This is a genomic window from Novipirellula artificiosorum, from assembly GCF_007860135.1.
GTDB lineage: Bacteria > Planctomycetota > Planctomycetia > Pirellulales > Pirellulaceae > Novipirellula_A > Novipirellula_A artificiosorum.
In genome coordinates this window covers 273,678-291,203 of the sequence record NZ_SJPV01000006.1, presented here as the reverse complement: position 1 = coordinate 291,203, position 17,526 = coordinate 273,678, and the positions used below count along the sequence as shown (strand labels likewise).

Annotated in this window: 14 protein-coding genes; 5 read left to right on the top strand and 9 right to left on the bottom strand. The window is 55.5% G+C overall.

The genetic code is table 11. From position 1 onward, the window contains the following. Nucleotides 1-191: hypothetical protein (locus tag Poly41_RS34960; RefSeq protein ID WP_231615753.1), on the top strand; the 191-nt coding region annotated here is incomplete at its 5' end. A 298-nt stretch (nt 192-489) separates the two neighbouring features. Then, nucleotides 490-1,701, top strand: coding sequence for an alpha/beta hydrolase fold domain-containing protein (locus tag Poly41_RS18000; protein WP_146528101.1), 1,212 nt, complete (start codon nt 490-492; stop codon nt 1,699-1,701). A gap of 291 nt (nt 1,702-1,992) precedes the next feature. Here Poly41_RS18000 and Poly41_RS17995 read toward each other — a convergent pair whose 3' ends face one another. From Poly41_RS17995 to odhB, 7 genes are all read right to left on the bottom strand, one after another. Next, complete coding sequence (locus Poly41_RS17995) at nt 1,993-3,090, bottom strand: Gfo/Idh/MocA family oxidoreductase (protein WP_146528100.1); 1,098 nt, start codon at nt 3,088-3,090, stop codon at nt 1,993-1,995. Further along, nucleotides 3,087-3,887 carry an acyl-ACP--UDP-N-acetylglucosamine O-acyltransferase gene (gene lpxA / locus Poly41_RS17990; RefSeq protein ID WP_231615752.1) on the bottom strand — a complete coding sequence of 267 codons (801 nt, stop codon included), beginning with the start codon at nt 3,885-3,887 and terminating at the stop codon, nt 3,087-3,089. Before lpxA ends, Poly41_RS17995 begins: the two co-directional genes overlap by 4 nt. A gap of 73 nt (nt 3,888-3,960) precedes the next feature. After that, nucleotides 3,961-4,857: a UDP-3-O-acyl-N-acetylglucosamine deacetylase gene (gene lpxC / locus Poly41_RS17985; protein ID WP_146528098.1), complete on the bottom strand. Its 897-nt coding sequence runs from the start codon at nt 4,855-4,857 to the stop codon at nt 3,961-3,963. 178 nt (nt 4,858-5,035) lie between these two features. Further along, on the bottom strand, nt 5,036-5,695 hold the full coding sequence (locus Poly41_RS17980) for an OmpH family outer membrane protein (RefSeq protein WP_231615751.1): 660 nt from the start codon (nt 5,693-5,695) through the stop codon (nt 5,036-5,038). Nucleotides 5,696-5,948: 253 nt separating this feature from the next. Next, nucleotides 5,949-8,051: a M28 family peptidase gene (locus tag Poly41_RS17975; RefSeq protein WP_146528097.1), complete on the bottom strand. Its 2,103-nt coding sequence runs from the start codon at nt 8,049-8,051 to the stop codon at nt 5,949-5,951. Between the two features lie 5 nt (nt 8,052-8,056). Next, nucleotides 8,057-8,575, bottom strand: a complete 519-nt coding sequence (locus tag Poly41_RS17970; RefSeq protein ID WP_146528096.1) for a hypothetical protein — start codon at nt 8,573-8,575, stop codon at nt 8,057-8,059. A gap of 215 nt (nt 8,576-8,790) precedes the next feature. After that, a complete protein-coding gene (gene odhB, locus Poly41_RS17965) occupies nt 8,791-10,080 on the bottom strand; it encodes a 2-oxoglutarate dehydrogenase complex dihydrolipoyllysine-residue succinyltransferase (RefSeq protein ID WP_146528095.1) in 1,290 nt (429 codons plus the stop codon). 329 nt (nt 10,081-10,409) lie between these two features. Between odhB and Poly41_RS17960 the strand changes: the two genes are divergently transcribed. Beyond that, complete coding sequence (locus tag Poly41_RS17960; RefSeq protein ID WP_146528094.1) at nt 10,410-11,534, top strand: exonuclease/endonuclease/phosphatase family protein; 1,125 nt, start codon at nt 10,410-10,412, stop codon at nt 11,532-11,534. A gap of 289 nt (nt 11,535-11,823) precedes the next feature. Here the strand turns inward: Poly41_RS17960 and Poly41_RS17955 are convergent, their stop codons facing one another. Continuing rightward, entirely contained in the window at nt 11,824-12,381 is a 558-nt protein-coding gene (locus tag Poly41_RS17955) for a GNAT family N-acetyltransferase (protein ID WP_146528093.1), read from the bottom strand. Nucleotides 12,382-12,520: 139 nt separating this feature from the next. Here Poly41_RS17955 and miaA point away from each other — a divergent pair, with 139 nt between their 5' ends. After that, entirely contained in the window at nt 12,521-13,492 is a 972-nt protein-coding gene (gene miaA / locus Poly41_RS17950; RefSeq protein WP_146528092.1) for a tRNA (adenosine(37)-N6)-dimethylallyltransferase MiaA, read from the top strand. An 88-nt stretch (nt 13,493-13,580) separates the two neighbouring features. Further along, nucleotides 13,581-16,283, top strand: a complete 2,703-nt coding sequence (locus tag Poly41_RS17945) for a bifunctional acetate--CoA ligase family protein/GNAT family N-acetyltransferase (RefSeq protein WP_146528091.1) — start codon at nt 13,581-13,583, stop codon at nt 16,281-16,283. Here the strand turns inward: Poly41_RS17945 and Poly41_RS17940 are convergent. Beyond that, the gene (locus Poly41_RS17940) at nt 16,280-17,524 is read right to left on the bottom strand and encodes a PQQ-like beta-propeller repeat protein (RefSeq protein ID WP_146528090.1); all 1,245 of its coding nucleotides are present in this window, start codon (nt 17,522-17,524) and stop codon (nt 16,280-16,282) included. The two genes, Poly41_RS17945 and Poly41_RS17940, sit on opposite strands and share 4 nt — an antisense overlap. Between the last annotated feature and the right edge of the window lie 2 nt (nt 17,525-17,526).

Here is a 17,526-nt window from a genome sequence, read left to right as displayed (position 1 = left end):
CGATCCTTTACCGTCGAGTGGTTCGCCGTGGACGTTATCGCCGAACGTGTCAGTGCCATGCCCAGCCTCGAACGGTGACAGCCCCGTTGCCGCCAAAGCTGCTTCCCAAAAGCATTTTCGGCACGAGTCTGTGGATTCATTTGCTGTTGGAGAAATTTCATTTACAGCGACCGACTCTCGACCAAAAGTGAACCGCTGGCCGTTGACGCTGCGCACAGCCTCCACACCTTCCGCGAATGTTCACCCGAGAAGATCCGTAAACACTTACCTAAAAAGGACTTATGGCGCACTCCTTGAGTCGAAACCAAGACGTCACCGCTCGAATCGGTTTCACGACATGGTTTCACGGCACAGTGTTAGCGAATGAATCGACCAGCTGAAATGGATTCGTTCGATCGATTTCACGCAGACTCGTCTCAACCCGAACCACCAAGGAGTTCTTGGGTTACATTGGGGGACTCGTAATCTTCCGAAACGGATGAGGCATTCATGAATCGGTTTTCTCGCACACCGTCCCACTTCGCGTGGTTCGTCGCTGTCACCACAATCACGGTCTTGCCGTCCTTCGCGCAGACCCAACCCCGCCCACCCCAGCCTCTGCAAGCCGATTCAGGCATGCTCGCTGGGGCGGTGGCCCATCGTGATTTGGCTTATGTCGAGAATGGTGATGATCGCCAGCGGCTTGACCTTTACTTGCCTAAGGCTTCGGAAGCCCTACCCGTCATCGTTTGGATTCATGGCGGTGGCTGGCAAGGGGGGAGCAAAGCGGGTTGCCCGCCGCTTCGCGCAGGGTACGTGACACAAGGCTATGCGGTTGCAAGTATCGGCTATCGGCTCAGCGATCAAGCCAACTTTCCCGCGCAGATCGAGGACTGCAAGGCTGCCATTCGTTGGCTCCGAGCCCATGCCGATGAGTACAACCTCGATCGAAATCGATTTGGTGTTTGGGGCAGTTCCGCTGGTGGGCACCTAGCCGCACTCGTCGGCTCGAGCGGTGACATCGAAGAATTTGACGTGGGAGAAAATCGAGATCAGTCGAGTGGTGTTCAGGCTGTTTGCGATTACTACGGGCCCACCGACTTCAACGTCTTCGTCACCACACCGCGCTACGAACGTCATGCTCAAGCTGATTCACCGGAAGCCAAGCTGATCGGTGGTGCCGTGTTGGAGAATCCCGAGCAGGTCCGACGAGTGAATCCCATCACTTACGTAAGTCAAGACGATCCGCCCTTCTTGATCGTACATGGCGATCAAGACGGAACCGTACCGCTCAACCAAAGTGAGCTTCTCTTCAACGCGCTCAAGAAAGCAGGGGTTTCCGTCCATTTTCACACCATTCACGGTGCTGGGCACGGCGGGGCGGCTTTCAATGAACAGGGGGTCGCTGATCGGGTCCGCAACTTTTTTGAGCAGACACTGAAGCAAACGAAATTGGAATCGCAGAAAACAACGGCGCAGACTTCGGAGAGCACGGCAAACGCGGTCGTTACCCCCCAGCGGACGGCTGCGGCTGAGCAGCGTGGTCCGAGAATGTCCTGGCAGAAGGTCGTCACGAATCAGGATCGTGATCGGGACGGACGAATCAGCGAGGAGGAGTTTCGTGGAGGACCAGCCCTCTGGCAGCGACTTGATCGCAACAAGGATGGCTTCATCACAAACGAGGAACACGATGCAGCTTTTTCATCGCGTGGTGAAAGGTAATAGCAAACGACCTCTGGACGACCTCAAAACTTCCGTGACGAAAGCCCGTGTCGCCAACCGATCTCCGCGATTCTCCAAATCCGTTCTCAATGACGACTTCGTCGAGCGTGAGTTGTCTGGGCTTGGGTCAAGCGTCTTTGGTACCTTTGCCGATGGCGACCATGGGGCCCATCACGTGATCATCGGCCAAATCGCCCACGCGGCAGTCCAACAGGGCTGCCGAGATATGTTTGGAGTTGCTTGCACTCGAACCTTGAGAACAAGCCACTCGATGAATAGGGGCCGGTTGTGCTAAGCCGCACGGCGTTGTTGGTGAACTCGGCGGCTGGCCGATTCGATCCGCTTGCGAACCAAAGCATGCGGTCCAACTTCATTGACCGTGGACCCTTCGTACCAATTCCGCTCTGAAATCGATTCAAGGACCTGATCGGCGACGGAAACCGCTCGGGCAGCCGCGTCGCCGCTGACGGTTGGCGAAACACCGGTCTGCACGCTAATCACAAAATCATGCAATTCGTCGAGGATCGCGTTTCTTGGCGTCAGCTCTTGCGTGTTGCATACGAGCGGGCCCGAGAAAATCTGGTCGGCACATCCGAGCGGATTCACCACGTCGCTATCAAGATCAAAGTTTCGGTCGACCACTTCATCACTGGGATAGACCGAGGACAAGGAAGGGGTTCCGAAATCGATATCAGCGAATCCGTTAGGTCCGAAAACCTGCATCGCTCGAGCGGGCGTGGGGCTCAACCGCGATGCCTTCAGATTGGCAACGAGTCCACACTCGAATTCGATTCTTGTTTCCGCCATGTCTTCATGCCCACTGATCACCGACACTCCGCTGGCATGAACCGAGCGAACAGCGGCATCGGTGAACGACAACACCAAGTCCAAATCATGAATCATCAGATCCATGACCACACCGACGTCGAGACATCGGCCTGGGAATCGCGAGGCGCGGACCGCTTCGACATACTTGACGTCGACGGCTAAATCTTCGAGCGCCGTGAAAGCAGGATTGAACCGTTCCACGTGGCCGACTTGAAGCGTCAAGCGTTTTGCTCGCGCAAGTGATGCGAGACGTTGAGCATCCGGACCATTGGCCGCGAGTGGTTTCTCGGCGAGCACATGCTTGCCCGCTTTGAGCAGGTCGGTTGCAATTTCAGCGTGCAGATCCGTCGGGGCGGCGACGACTGCGGCATCGATTTTGGGGATGCAGTCGCGATAGTCAGCGTAGGTTGGAACACCGAATTGTTTCTCGATCGTTTCGCGAGCCTGTTCATTGGGATCGCTGACCGCGACCACGTCGACGCCGTCGACTTGCTGCAACAGTTTCGTATGGATTCGTCCAAGATGGCCGGCGCCGATAACGGCGATTTGTAGATTGGTCACGCTGCTTTTCTCCTTCGATCGCGTCCACGGCCCTTTTGGCCGCCAACAGAGTATTCTAAAAAATCAAATAGTTCGCGTAGGACAGGACGAATGGGGCCTGTCGTTAACAGTTGTTCTTTGGCAGATTCGAAGCCGACGTACGATCGATACAACAATCGAAACGCCTTGGTCAACGCTGCGGTGTCTTCTTTGGAAAAACCGTGACGTTTTAGGCCGATCGAGTTGACCGCGCGAGGTTTCGCGGGTTGGCCATCGACAATCATGTAGGGAGGCACATCGTGCAACACGCGGCTCATCGCACTGACAAAACTGAGTGAGCCCACCGAAGCAAAATGTGAGATGCCCGCGGCGCCAGCGATCGTGATGTCGTTGCCGAGATGAGCGTGGCCACCCAGCATCACGTTGTTGGCCAAGATATTGCGGTCACCCAGCAGACAGTCATGTGCAACATGTGCCGATGCCATGAAGTAGTTGTTGTTACCGATGCGTGTGACACCTTCTTCTTTTTCCGTGGCGCGATTCACCGTGCAATACTCGCGGAACACATTCCCATCGCCAATCACGACTCGAGTCGGCGTGCCCTTGTAGCTCGTGTCTTGTGGGTCGGCCCCAATCACGGTTCCCGGGAAGACATGATTTTCTTCTCCCAGGGTAGAATCCCCCGTCAACACCACATGATCTTCGATCAAACAATCGTCGCCGACTTTGACATCTGGACCAATCACACAGAAATGCCCGATGCGAACGTTTGTTCCAATCTTTGCCCGAGGATCGACCACCGCAGTTTGCGCAATCATCGTACCCATTCATTCGGCTCCAAGGTCTTTCGGTTTGTTTGGCAGTTCGATTGCTCGCGGAATACTACGTTTGCTACGCAGCTTTGCGAGTCTGATCCGCCGAAGTGGTAAGTGGAATTTGTTGTGCCGCCAGCTCCGCGAGTTGCTGAGCCATTCGGCCGTTGAGATTGTGTCCGCCACGGTAAGAAACAATATTTCCTACGAATTCAACGCCCGCCAATGCGAAGTCGCCGATCATGTCGAGCAACTTGTGTCGGGCGCATTCATTGGAGTATCGAAGCCGATTGTCGACCGGCCCGTTTTCATTGAGGATCAGCAAGTCTTGATTCGTGACATGCGATGCAATGCCTTGGCTTCGCAGGATTTGGGCCTGCTCTTCGGTGATAAACGTTCTTGCCGAAGCGACTTCGCGAATGAATCGGTGTGGACTCATCTTTAACGAGTGGCTTTGCGGCTTGATCGGTGTCGAATCGTCAAAGCTAAGTCGGTACTCATACGAGACCGACGCATCGGCGCTCGGCGTGACTTCGATCCAGCTGGAATCGCATGACACGTAGACGCGTTGGCGAACAACCAGCCGTCGTTTCGGGTGCGATTGGATGATCAGCCCCGCGTGCCGCAAAGACTCGACAAAGGCGGCACTGCTGCCATCAAGCCCCGGCAACTCCTCGGCATCGATTTCGACAAAACAGTTGTCGATTTCCAGTCCAACCAAGGCAGCCATCAGATGCTCGATCATTTCAAACCGAGCGTCGCCCAACTGCAGAATGGTTCGCAGGTTGGCATCATGACGATGCTCAACCGTTGCCGGACAACAGGGTGCCGACGGTAAGTCGGAACGGATCAAGCAGATTCCGGTGCCCGCCGGAGCTGGATTCATGACGACGCGGACGTCCTGTCCGCTCCAATAGCCTCGGCCGCGGACCTCACACGAGACGGCGATAGTGTGTTCGTTGCGTGAAGGGGTCACGCTCGGTCTCCCTTCCGAATATACCGTCACTTCCTTGTGACAGTCTTGTTTAATGGATGCACCGATCGGTGAAACACAATGGCGTGAAGCACCGACCCGTGGGTAGCCATGTCAACACGACGTTGCGTGATGACGATTGAATCTTGATAACCATGGTCGGGCGCTGCGGCCCGAACGATTATCGGCTTTGCGTTGCGGGGGCCGTGGTTGGACCGCCCGTTGCGATGTTCTCTTCAGCCGCTTGTTGATCCAAGAGCTTCATCACGCCAACGGTCATGTCGATCCCTGCATCGTGAAAGACAATGTTCTTCATGACGCCACGGATGACCGATTCGCCTTTTTCCAGGTCCATCTCTTCGCTGTTGTAGCGAAGAACCAAATTGATCTTGTGGTACTCCGCCAATCGTTTGACAGCCGCCGAGATTCGCTGGTAATTCTCGTAGTAGATTCGGGCTTCCGCATCCGCTAGCTCTTTTCGCTTATGAGCCATGTTGAGGCGCAGCTTCGATTCCATCGTCGCAACTTGCTCTTCGAGCGCCGTGTACTCCGGTGATCCCACCTTGTACGACTTCAGCTTTTCCGCAGCCTGTTTCAACTCTTCACGCTTGACTTGCAATTGCGCGTCGTAGTTTTTTAGGTCACGTTCAACCGCTTCCACCTGAGCCTTGATGGCAGCATGGTTCTTAAAGATGAAGGCGACATCAACGACCGCAACACGGTGCCCGCTGGACGCTGAAACTCCTTGAGCCGAAGCTCCCTGAGCCGAAGCCTCGTTGGACCCTACGGTTGTCATGCTAACGATGGCCACGAAAATGGCCGCTTTGCAGATAAATCGCACGTCCGCTCTCCTTGCGTTGTAGGTGCGCTGTGTTTCTCTCGACGCTCGTGCAAACTACTCGTTGTGGGTCGCTTCCATCGCGATCACCGAGACACTTGCGTCGATTTCCTCCAGGAGTCCCTGGGGGAACTGTATCGACCGGGATTGTGTCACCAGTTCCTTCAGGCGTAAAGACTGATTTGCCAAGTTCTTTGGGGCCAGCAAGAAAAAATACAGAAGTTTGATGGGGCAAAGCACTTGTTCTCTATCCCTGCTAGGGAGTGGGCCGAGATTCCAATCGTAGGTTGATTGCAAGTTTCTGACTTTCACGGGTCACATGCAGCGTTACCGAATCACCCGGTGAGTAGGTTCGCAACGCCTCAATCACTTCCGCTTTCGTCTGCACCACCTTGTTTCCGAGCCGGTCCAGCGCATCACCCGAATTCATTCCGGCCCGCTCCGCGGGGCCGTCGGGAGTCAAGGAGGAGACCACGACGCCATCTGGTTTGTCCTCAAGCGAAACGCCAAGAAAAGCCATGCGTTGCCGCCGAATCCGTACCCGTTTGTCCGTTTCGGCGTACGTCGGTCGATCCGCACGCGTCGCCAACTGAAACGTGACATCACAAACCATATCGGTTATCCGGGTTAGACCGCCGTAATCGATTTTGTCAAAATCGTCGCTTGGTCGATGATAGTCGTTATGTAATCCCGTAAAAAAAAACAGAACCGGAATCCCAGCCTGATAAAACGACTGGTGGTCACTCGGACCGTATCCCGTTTGCACTGGATTGATATCGAATTGGTACTGGCGATTCACATTCTCCACCAAGCGATCCAGCCCCTCGCCACTGCCGGTCCCATAAATCGTCAGCTCGTTGTCGCGCAACCGCCCCACCATGTCCAAATTGATCATCGTCACGGTCGAATCGAGCGGAAAGCGGGGATGATCCACGTAGTGACGGCTGCCGAGTAGACCTCGCTCTTCGCCAGTGAATGCAATCATCACAACACGCCGGTGCGATTCGATCCCTTGCAGCCGTTTTGATAGCAAGCCAGCCGCGGCCATCACCGTCACCGTGCCACTGGCATTGTCGTCAGCACCGTTGTGGATGGCCACCGTTCCAGGGGCCAAGGAACCATAGCCTCCCATGCCAACGTGATCGTAATGAGCCCCGAGCACGATCGATTCGCTCGCCAAATCACCACGACCAGGGATCTCGCCGACAACGTTCGAGGTACTCGCATTGGCCGGTTTCAGTTCCACACGAAGATCGACGACCACACCGCTCAATAGGGTGCTCCGAGGCTGATAGGACTGGTCGATGGTGTTTTCGATTTCCACAAGGGAACGCTGAAGCGACCGGCTCAACAACAAGTCGATGGTGTCACGGGCAATCGAGAGCACCGGAATCGCCAGTTTATTCTTGTCGTTCTTGATACCGCTGCGGCTGATTTTGACGGGAAACCCACCTGCCTCGGTCGTGGCTAAAACACCTCGCCGGCATTGCTCCAATTCCTGACTTAGACCCTCCATGATCGGGCCGATGCTCTCGATCCGCTTGCGAAGCGTTTCGCGAAGATGGATCGCCTCACCAGGGAGCTCCTCGAGTTGTTTTCGCATGGCGTCGCGACGAACGGTTTCCCGTCGTATCTGATCTTCCGCCATCACGATGCTTGCTGCAATGCTGCCTGGATCGTTGACAAACAAAACCGCAGCGGCCCCATGCTTGATCGCATTTTCGACTTTGGTTTGATAGAAAGCATGCTGGGTCGTCTTGGTGCCATCAAACGGGCTGTCGGGATCCATCATGCCGGGTTCCTTCCTCAGCAGGATCACCGCTTTGCCTTCTGCATCGACGTTCGCGTAATCGTCGTACCCGAGTTTGGGCGCTGTGATGCCATATCCGACAAACACCACTTCGCCTCGATAGTCGCCCGCCACCGAGCCGATCGCCAAGGGGTTCATCCCCTCCCCGAGGGTTTCGACGACGTCAAGCACTGGTTGTCTCTGCTCGTTCGATCCTTGCGGTTCCTGCGACGCCGGGGTGATCTGTAGACGCACCTGGTTGTTTGCGAATTCGCCTGCTCTCGCTCCGACCGGAATTTCAAGCTTCTGAAATGGCTGGTCCTGAAACAGATCGGTTTTCAGACCGGCTTCGCGAAACCGATTGGCGATGTATTTCGCCGCCACGTCGATGGAATCGTCATCGACTCCACGACCGCGAAGTTCCTCACCGGCAAGGTACTCGAGATCCGCCCGCTGCTGGATCTTCCACAACAATTCGGGGGCAACCGTTATCGGTCGCTCCGCAAACACGATGGGCGAAAGAGCAAAAAACAGTAGGCTGAACCGTAAGACACCTGCAATCCTGGACATGGACGTTACCGTTGTTTTTCGCGTTCTTCTTTGCGAGCGGGGAAATCGACAACAACCAACTGTTGGCCGTCTTCGTCCCAAGCATATTCTTGGTAGTACGGGAGCATGGCAAATTGGATCCCGTCCGGCTGGCCCTTTTTGACGATTTCCGTCATGAACTGGTCATGCGTCAGCGGTTTCGGGTCATTGATACTCTGCGCATTTCGAATATCAATCGCGTGTTTGACCGCCATCGCGCCGACCTTTGCAACCGTGGTCCGATAGGCCGCGGCACTCTGCATCAGCGGGTTGGTTTCTTCGATCTTGGTTGATGCCAAAACCCCACCGTGGGCGAGTGCTTCCTTCAAGTTCAGCACCTTTTGCGTCTTCTTGTCGATCGTTTCTCGCGGTGTCGCGTCTTCGGCGGTCACCCCGGCAGTCGTGGATTCTGCGGTTTCGGAGGTCGTTTTGCCTTCGATACAACCGAGTGACGTGAGCATAACGCCAAGCAGCAAGGAGAGTGATACGCGAGCAGACATTTTCATGGGATCCAACCTTCAAGGAACAAGGGAATTGCAAAAGGGGCCCCGTAGCGCGGCGAATCCGCCCGGACAGCGCACCACGGTTAGCTCACAAACGGCTGATGACGGGTCCTATTCTAGCACTCCGAACCGCACTCGGTAGTCGAAGTCACATGACTTCCCCGTCCGACAAGAATTTCCGTCGCATTCACAGTGCGCCCGGAAGCTTCGCGGACTACTTAAAGTTCCAAGAACAACCGTGCTGGATCTTCGATCACCTCTTTGATGACCCGCAAGAAGCCAACCGCCTCGCGGCCGTCGACAATTCGGTGATCGTAAGTCAGCGCGATGTACATCATCGGCCGAATGACCACCTCACCATCGACCGCGATCGGCCGATCTTGGATCGAGTGCAAGCCGAGGATGCCGCTTTGGGGCGGGTTGACGATGGGTGTACTCAGCAGTGATCCATAGATACCACCATTACTAATCGTAAAGGTCCCACCCATCAAATCGGAGGGTTGCAAGCGGTTTTCCCCCGCCAGCTTCGCAAAGTCACTGATGGCGGTTTCGATACCTGCGAACGACATTCGTTCGACGTTGCGTAAAACAGGAACCACCAACCCCTTACCACCACCGATCGCAATGCCGATATCTTGATAGTGTCGGTAGACAACGTTGTCGTCGCGAATCTCAGCGTTCACCGCGGGAAAACGTCGTAGCGCGTCGACAGCCGCTTTGGCAAAAAAGGACATAAAACCTAATTTGACACCATGTCGCTCGGCAAACGCGTCCTTGTATTTGTTGCGAATCGCCATCGTGGGCTGCATGTCAATTTCGTTGAACGTGGTCAACAAAGCGGCGGTTTGCTGTGCTTCCACCAGACGCGCTGCGATCGTGCGACGCAACATGCTCAGCGGTTTGATTTCTTCGCTACGATTCGGATTCGACTCCGAAACCAACGACGTGGTCGCCGTCGCTCGCGCAGGAACCGCTGTCGCCACTGCGACGGGTTTGGCGGATGGGGGTGCGGTTTTCGGTGCGGAAACACCGGTTGAGTCGCTGCGTTGACGCACAAATGCCAAAACGTCCTCTTTCAGCAATCTCCCACCCGGACCCGACGCGGGAACTTGTCCTGCCGTCAAACCCTGTTCGTCCAGCAACCGCTGGGCGGCTGGCATCACCAACGCATCGGATGACGCATTTGCGGATCCTGAACCGGCCTGCGGGGACTGCAACGACGGATCCGACGCATCGCTCTGCTTGGCAGTCCCAGGCGGTTTCTGTCCAGTTTGGATGACCGCGATCGTTTCACCGATTGTCGCGAACGCTTCGCTGGCTTTGTCGATTCGTTCCAAGATCCCCGAGGCGGGGGCAGGGATCTGAACCGATGCCTTCTCGGTTTCGATCTCAACGAGGTCCTCGCCTTCATTGACCCAATCGCCTTCGGCTTTTAGCCATTGACCAATTTGGACTTCGCTAATGGATTCACCAACAGTAGGGACATCGACGTTGATCGGCTCGCTCACGATGGTCTTCGGCTCGCTAGAAAGAGGAAACGGAACTCCTACCAATCGTACCGCCCGTCGCGGCACTTTGTCAGTGCCCCGCCGAAACAGCGAATGGTTTTTTGGCAGGGTGAAGGGTTATGCGTAAAAAAGGACTTGCAAGTCCCCTACGGCTGGTGCCGGGCGTTCCAAATGGACGCGTTACGCTGCTGAGGCGAAGCGTCTGCCAGGGAGCCAATTGAATTTGGGCATTGCGGCTGATGTCGCGAGTCGGTTCGGTTCGATGCCAGAGAACGGGCCCACTCTCGCCCCTGCTTAAAACACGTTCCTAGACAGTTTCGTTCAATACCATGTCCGAATCCGATCACGGCAATCCGAACCGAGGCAATCCGATCCAGGTCGCTGCGGTCGTGCTATTGCTAGTGGGCGGAGGCTGGTATTTTTCGCGGCACTACCAGATTCACGGGCTCGATGGCGTCACGGTCACGCCCAAAAGCCTAGGTGATTCCTCAATCGAACTCGCTGATTTTTCCGATGGTTCCGGTTTTTTTAGTGATCCCAGCTCCTTTTCCGCCTCACCGCAAAGTCCCGAGGACGACAATCCGTTCACCCTGGCCAAACAGTCGATGACGACCGTTTCGACGGCAAGCCCGTCCAATTTAGGGGTTTCACCGAGCGTCCGACCAAGCAAACGACTGCCCAATTTGCGGATCGCGTCTTGGGCGCTCGACGGTTTTGGACCGACAAAACTGGCGAATCCCGTCTCGCGAACAAATATCGTTCGCATGGTGCATCAATTTGATATCGTGGCATTGCAGCAAATTGCGGCAATCGAGCGTGACCTGATTCCACGCTTGGTTGACGAAATCAATCAATCGGGGCGACGCTACGATTATGTCGCCGGCGATCTCAGTGGACCCACCGGACGACAGGAACAACTCGCGATCCTGTTCGATACCACTCGAGTCCGTGTTGACCGATCTCAGGTCTACACCGTCGCGGATCCGCAGAACGAAATGAGTTTCGATCCGCTGGTGGCTTGGTTTCAAACCGCGCAGTTGCCAGCTGACCAAGCATGGACCTTCTCGCTCGTGAACATCCGCGTCGACTTGGGGAATGCTCCCACCGAGGTGGCTCTATTGCCCGCGATTGCAAAGGGCATCCGCAGCGACGGGCGTGGTGAAGACGATGTGGTTCTGGCTGGGCTTTTCCAAGCGGACGATGCTTACCTGGTTCCCACGATTGCAGGGGACCAAGTGCAAGCCGCCGTCCGCAGCGTCCCAACCGATATCTTCGGCAGGTACCAAACCAGCAACATCGTGATCGATACGACCACGTGCAGCGAGTATGTTGGACGCGGCGGTGTCATCGACTTCTTACGGGTCTACAATTTGAGCTTGGCAGAGGCCGAAGTCGTCACCAGCCATTTGCCAGTCTTTGCGGAGTTCACCGCCAGTGAAGGTGGTCAGCGATAGCTCGGTCCTCCCGAGGTGAGCAGGCGAACTTCTCGTTGACGCAGAACGGTTGACGCAAGACAATCGTGTTCGCGAGCGACCGCTCTCGCCTTGCACCGCTCGCCCTCCATCCGCTCGCTCCGTGTTATGCATCCGTCGAAACCTATTCCCGGTAACACTTTGTATGCAATTAGCTTACACCGATGGAGAAAAAACAGACTGCGCAGGTTGGAGTTGTAGGCTTTAGCCGATCCAGCAAGGATCCAGCACGCAATCGGCTAAAGCCTACCACTCCAACGAATCGTCCGGGCTAGACACCAGCAACGTCTGCCGCTTTGTAAACCACCTTAGCTTGCCGAAATCCCAACCGCTCGTACAAACGAACGGCTGCGGTGTTGTCGGTCGTGACTTCCAAGTGCATCCTCGTTAAGCCGGTTGATCGAAATCCTTTGGCAGCACGCATCAGCAAAATCGCGCCGAGCCCTTTGCAGCGATGCCCCGGAGCGATGCCCACATTCTGAATGGCCCCCCAATCATCAAAGACAATTCCTTGAATCGTGCCGATCGGTTCGCTGCGGCTGGATCCGCCGCTGCGATAGCGAATCAACCACGTCGCCTCGGGCACAAAACCGATCCGTCCAGAGATCTCTCGCATCAGCCGAAGACAACCATCGCGACGAGCCAAGCAGGGAAACACGTTCGCATCAAGTTCTTCACGAAAGCTGCGATACTTCGCCGTTGCATGATCTCGCACCAAGTCTTCATGAAATGGAACCAGTTCGTAACCCGCTGGGAGCGAACGGTCGCTCGGCAGAGACGCCGTCAAATCGAGTTCCATACGAAGTCGTTTAAAATAGGTTAAACCCATCGTCTCTGGTACTTGATAGGGAGGGAGTCATCGCGATCCTCAATTTTACCACGCTATTCCAGAATCCTTGCGTCGGTTTACAATGTTTTCTCGAAATGATGTGGCACCCTTGTTGTATTGATAGGTCATGAAGAACCGGATGGACGACGCAATCCGCACATTCGCGCCTTTGGTGGACCGCGTCATTGTAATCACGGGGCCCACGGCATCCGGTAAGAGCTCGATTGGAATGGAGTTGGCATCGCAAATCGGAGGTGAGATCCTGTCACTCGATTCGATCGCGGTCTACCGACAGATGGATATCGGAACCGCGAAGCCGTCGGCGGCCGATCGATCGCGAGTCCCACACCACTTGATCGATCTGGTCGACCCAAACGAATCCTTTAGCGTCGCTTGTTACTTAAAAGCGGCTCACGCGGTGGTCGATCGGCTCCAACAACAGGGCAAACCGGCGATTTTTGTCGGCGGGACGCCGATGTTCTTGAAAGGCGTCTTGCGAGGTTTCGATCCGGGGCCGCCTGCCGATGAGACGTTTCGTAGTGCGGTCGAACAAGACTTAGCAAAACATGGCGTCGAAGCGCTCCGCCAACGCCTGCTGCAAGTCGACCCGCTTGCCGCCCATCGCATCGGACCACGTGATGCGCGGCGGATGATCCGCGCTTTGGAAGTCGCTCACCACACGGGCAAGCCGCTGAGCCATCGCCAAGTCCAATTTGACCAATCAACAGACGCGTCCAGTTGCAACGTGTTTTGGATGCGATGGGATCGCAAGACGTTGCACCAGCGGATCAATCGGCGGGTTGATCAGATGTTTGAAGAGGGTTTGGTGGACGAAGTCAATGGATTGCTGCAGAGCAACCGCGCCCTTTCGAAAACCGCGGCGCAGGCGGTCGGGTATCGTGAGTTGATCGAATGCTGCGAACATCAACGTAGTGGTGTGCCAGAGACGGAGTTCAAACAGGCGAGGGAGGACATCGCCACCCACACTCGGCAACTCGCCAAACGCCAGGAGACCTGGTTTCGCTCGTTCACAGAGTTGCGACCGATCCAACTAACCGAACCGGTCGATCCCGTAGCCGTCGCACGGACCATCGCGGATTCGCTCGTTTAAAAGCGGGAACTTGCAATCGTCGATCCACAGGTCTAAAACAACACGCTGAGGGACTGCTGAGTATTCGAATGTATTGAAAAGAAAGACAATGCCCATTCGCAATCTGGATAAGATTTTTTCCGCCAAGAGTGTGGCGATTCTTGGGGCAAGTCAGCGTAAATTGAGCGTCGGCAATACCGTCATCAAGAACTTGCTCGGGGGCGGTTACTCGGGGCAGATCTACCCGATCAATCCGCGATTCGATCAAATCGAAGGGGTTGCGTGTCACGCGTCGGTTGCGGACTTACCCTCACCCGCAGATTTAGCCGTTATCTGCACGGCTGCGGGTTCGGTCCCCGATGTCGTCGGCCGTTGCGGGGAAGCGGGAATTCGAGGATTGGTGATTCTGTCGGCCGGTTTCCGCGAAGTGGGCTCGCGAGGTATCGAATTGGAACAAGAGATCCTTCGTGTTAAGAAGCGATACGAAGGGATGCGAATCATCGGTCCGAATTGCTTGGGCATCATGTCACCCCATTCGGGGTTGAACGCCAGCTTTGCGAGTGATTCGCCGCTGAAAGGGCGTGTCGCGTTCATTTCCCAGTCGGGTGCCTTGTGCACCGCGGTGCTGGATTGGGCGTTGGAAGAGCAAATCGGTTTTTCGCATTTTGTTTCGGTCGGTAACATGCTCGACGTGGGGATTGCCGACTTGATCGACTATTTCTCGATGGACCGTTGGACCGATTCCATCATCCTTTACGTGGAATCGATCACCAACGCTCGGCAGTTCATGTCGGCATCCCGAGCGTTCACGCGTAGCAAACCGATCATCGCGTACAAAGCAGGAAGGTTTGCTGAATCCGCTCTCGCCGCATCGTCGCACACGGGCGCCATGATGGGTGTCGATAGCGTTTACGAAGCCGCATTCTCACGTGCCGGAATTGTTCGGGTGCAAGAGATGGACTCGTTGTTCGATTGCGCGGGACTGCTGGCGAGACAAAAACAGCCCAAAGGACCGCGATTGGCGATTGTGACCAACGCAGGTGGGCCCGGGGTGATGGCAACCGACGCACTGCTTCAACGTCAAGGCACTCTCGCCACCTTGTCCGAATTGACGATGCAGGAATTGAATCAAAGTTTGCCCGCTGCGTGGTCGCACGGTAATCCCGTTGATATTCTCGGTGATGCTCCGCCGCAACGATTTGGCGATGCAGTGCAGCAGGTCTTAGCTGACAAGAACGTCGATGGCGTCTTGGTGGTGCTGTCGCCCCAAGCGATGACCGACCCGACGGAATCCGCCAAACAAGTGATCCAAGTGGCCAAGCGATCCCACAAACCCGTGTTGACCGCTTGGATGGGGGGGGCTCGCGTCCGCGCGGGCATTGATTGCTTGAATCTCGCCGGTGTCCCGTCTTATGCCACCCCTGAAAAGGCTGTCTCGGCATTCATGTATTTGGTCCAATATGCGCGAAATCGCGAGTACCTTTACGAAACGCCCCGCTCGATCCCGATCCGCTTTGACATCGACCGCGATCGAGTGCAATCGGACTTTGTGAACCTACAAAGCGAGGGCCAACAAAGTGACGGCAAGCGCACCCTATCGGAAGTCGCTTCGAAATCATTGCTTGAAGCCTATCAGATCCCAACGACCAAGACCTTTGTTGCCGGCTCCAAAGAGGACGCGGTCGATCTGGCGGAACAAGTGGGCTATCCCGTTGTGATGAAGATCCACTCTCCTGAGATCACCCACAAAAGTGATGTTGGCGGTGTCATGCTGAATCTAGCCAATCGAGAGGAGGTGATCGAAGCCTTTGGCACGATCACCACGCGAGCGAAAAGGAAGTGTCCCGAGGCTCGAATCAACGGGGTCACGATCCAAAAGATGTACGCCAAACCCTATGGACGGGAACTAATCGTTGGTGCGAAACGGGATCCCGTCTTTGGAAGCGTCTTGATGGTGGGTGCAGGGGGGACGATGGCAGAACTCTTGCAAGACAACGCATTCGAACTTCCTCCACTTAGCGAGACGTTGGCCCGCCGAATGCTACAAAGCTTGCGTGCCTGGCCGATGTTGCAAGAGTTCCGTGGCAAACCTCCCGTTGACCTGGATCGGTTGGTCAACATGTTGATGCGAATCAGCTACTTGGTCGCAAACCATCCCGAGATCGCAGAAATCGATATCAATCCCCTGTTCGTCACCCCCGACGACGCCATCGCTCTTGATGCTCGAATTTTCCTGGACACGACTCCGGCCGTCACGCCTGCCACGGCTTACTCACACCTTGCGATTCGACCTTACCCCTCGGAGTTCATGAAGGACATCACTTTGGAGGATGGCACGAGGATGCGATTGCGCCCCATCAAGCCCGAAGACGAACCACTCTGGTGCAATTTGGTTGCCTCTTGTTCGCCCGAAACCATCCAAATGCGTTTTCGATACATGTTCAAAGCAACCACACACGAGATGGCAACGCGTTTTTGCTTTACCGACTATGATCGCGAAATTGCGATTGTGGCGGAAATTGAAAAGGAGGGCGAACCGACGTTTGTTGGCGTGGGGCGACTGATTGCCGATGTCGATCATCGTGAAGCTGAATATGCCGTTTTAGTTAGCGACCTATGGCAAGGCCAAGGCTTGGGCGCGATCTTGACCGACTACTGCCTCGACCTATGCGATCGTTGGAATATCCACCAAGTCATCGCCGAGATGTCACCGATGAACAAACGGATGATCGACATCTTTGTGCACCGCGGTTTTCAGCTAGATCGCTCCGTCGCTTCGGATGTTGTGATCGCAAAGAAGAAGCTGATTTAGCGATTCGGGGACTCGATCGAGTACAGCATGGATTTGCTGCGCAGAATCATCTGGTCTTCCACCACCGCTGGCGATGCCATAAAACCGTCGCCAAGCTTGGTTTGGGCAAGTGGCTTGTACGTTTCTCCCGGATCGAGTGTCAGAATATCACCCTCGATGCCGAAGAAATAAATCCGACCGTCTGCAAACAGAGGCGATGCCGCATAGGTTCCTGTGAGTCGCTCTTTCCAAATCACCTTACCCGTTGCTAAGTCGCGACAGGTCAGGATCCCTTCGTCGCTGACCATGAAGACAAGATCTTCCAAGACAATCGGCGATGCCTTTTTGGGAACGCTTTGCTTGCTCGTCCAGACAACGCCCGACCCCGTGATGTCACCCAATCCATCGGGTTTCACGGCGACCATTCCGCCCGATCCATTGGTGATCAAAACGAGCCCACCCGCGTAGAGGGGCCGCGCCGAAGCGTTCATCCCACCGTGGTAGACCGTCCAAATCGCATCCCCGTTGGCCGGATCATAGGCAATCGTTGCCACCGCACTCGGGTAGACCAGCATGTCGCGACCCTCGACTTGAATCACTTCGGCAGTTCCATACGCTTTCATCTGATCACCCACGTCCGTTCCATAGTCAATGTCACGTTGGGTTTGCCAAACGGTTTGGCCCGTTTGCTTGTCAAACGCGACAACGTACTGGACATCGACGCCATCGTAGGCAACGAAAAGTTTACCGTCATGCAGAATCGGTGACGAAGCAGGCCCGCGATAATGATCACATTGGAAACCGCGTCGCTGCCAAATCAAACTGGCGTCCTTTGTGTCCAGACAGGCTGTTAAATAACGACCAAAATGGACATAAACGCGACCGGCTTCAATCGCGGGCGTTGGCGTCGCGTAGCTATTCATCGGATGGCAAAACGATGGATCTTCGTTTTCGATCAAGACGCGATCGTGAAGGATCTTCCCGCTGTGGCGGTCCACACAAACGACGGACATCCTCTTGCCGTCTTCGGTTGCCGTCGTGAGCCAAATTTGATCCTCCCAAACCACCGGCGAGGACCATCCTTTTCCATGAATCGGCGTCTGCCACTGGACAACCGTTTTGTCAATCGCAATCGGTAAGTGAGCCTCGGCGACTTTGCCATCCCCAGTAGGTCCGCGGAATTCAGGCCACGCGACGTGCTCTGCAAAGGAAGGCACCGCAATCACGATCAGCGCCAGGCAGAAGAATCGACGAACAAACATAA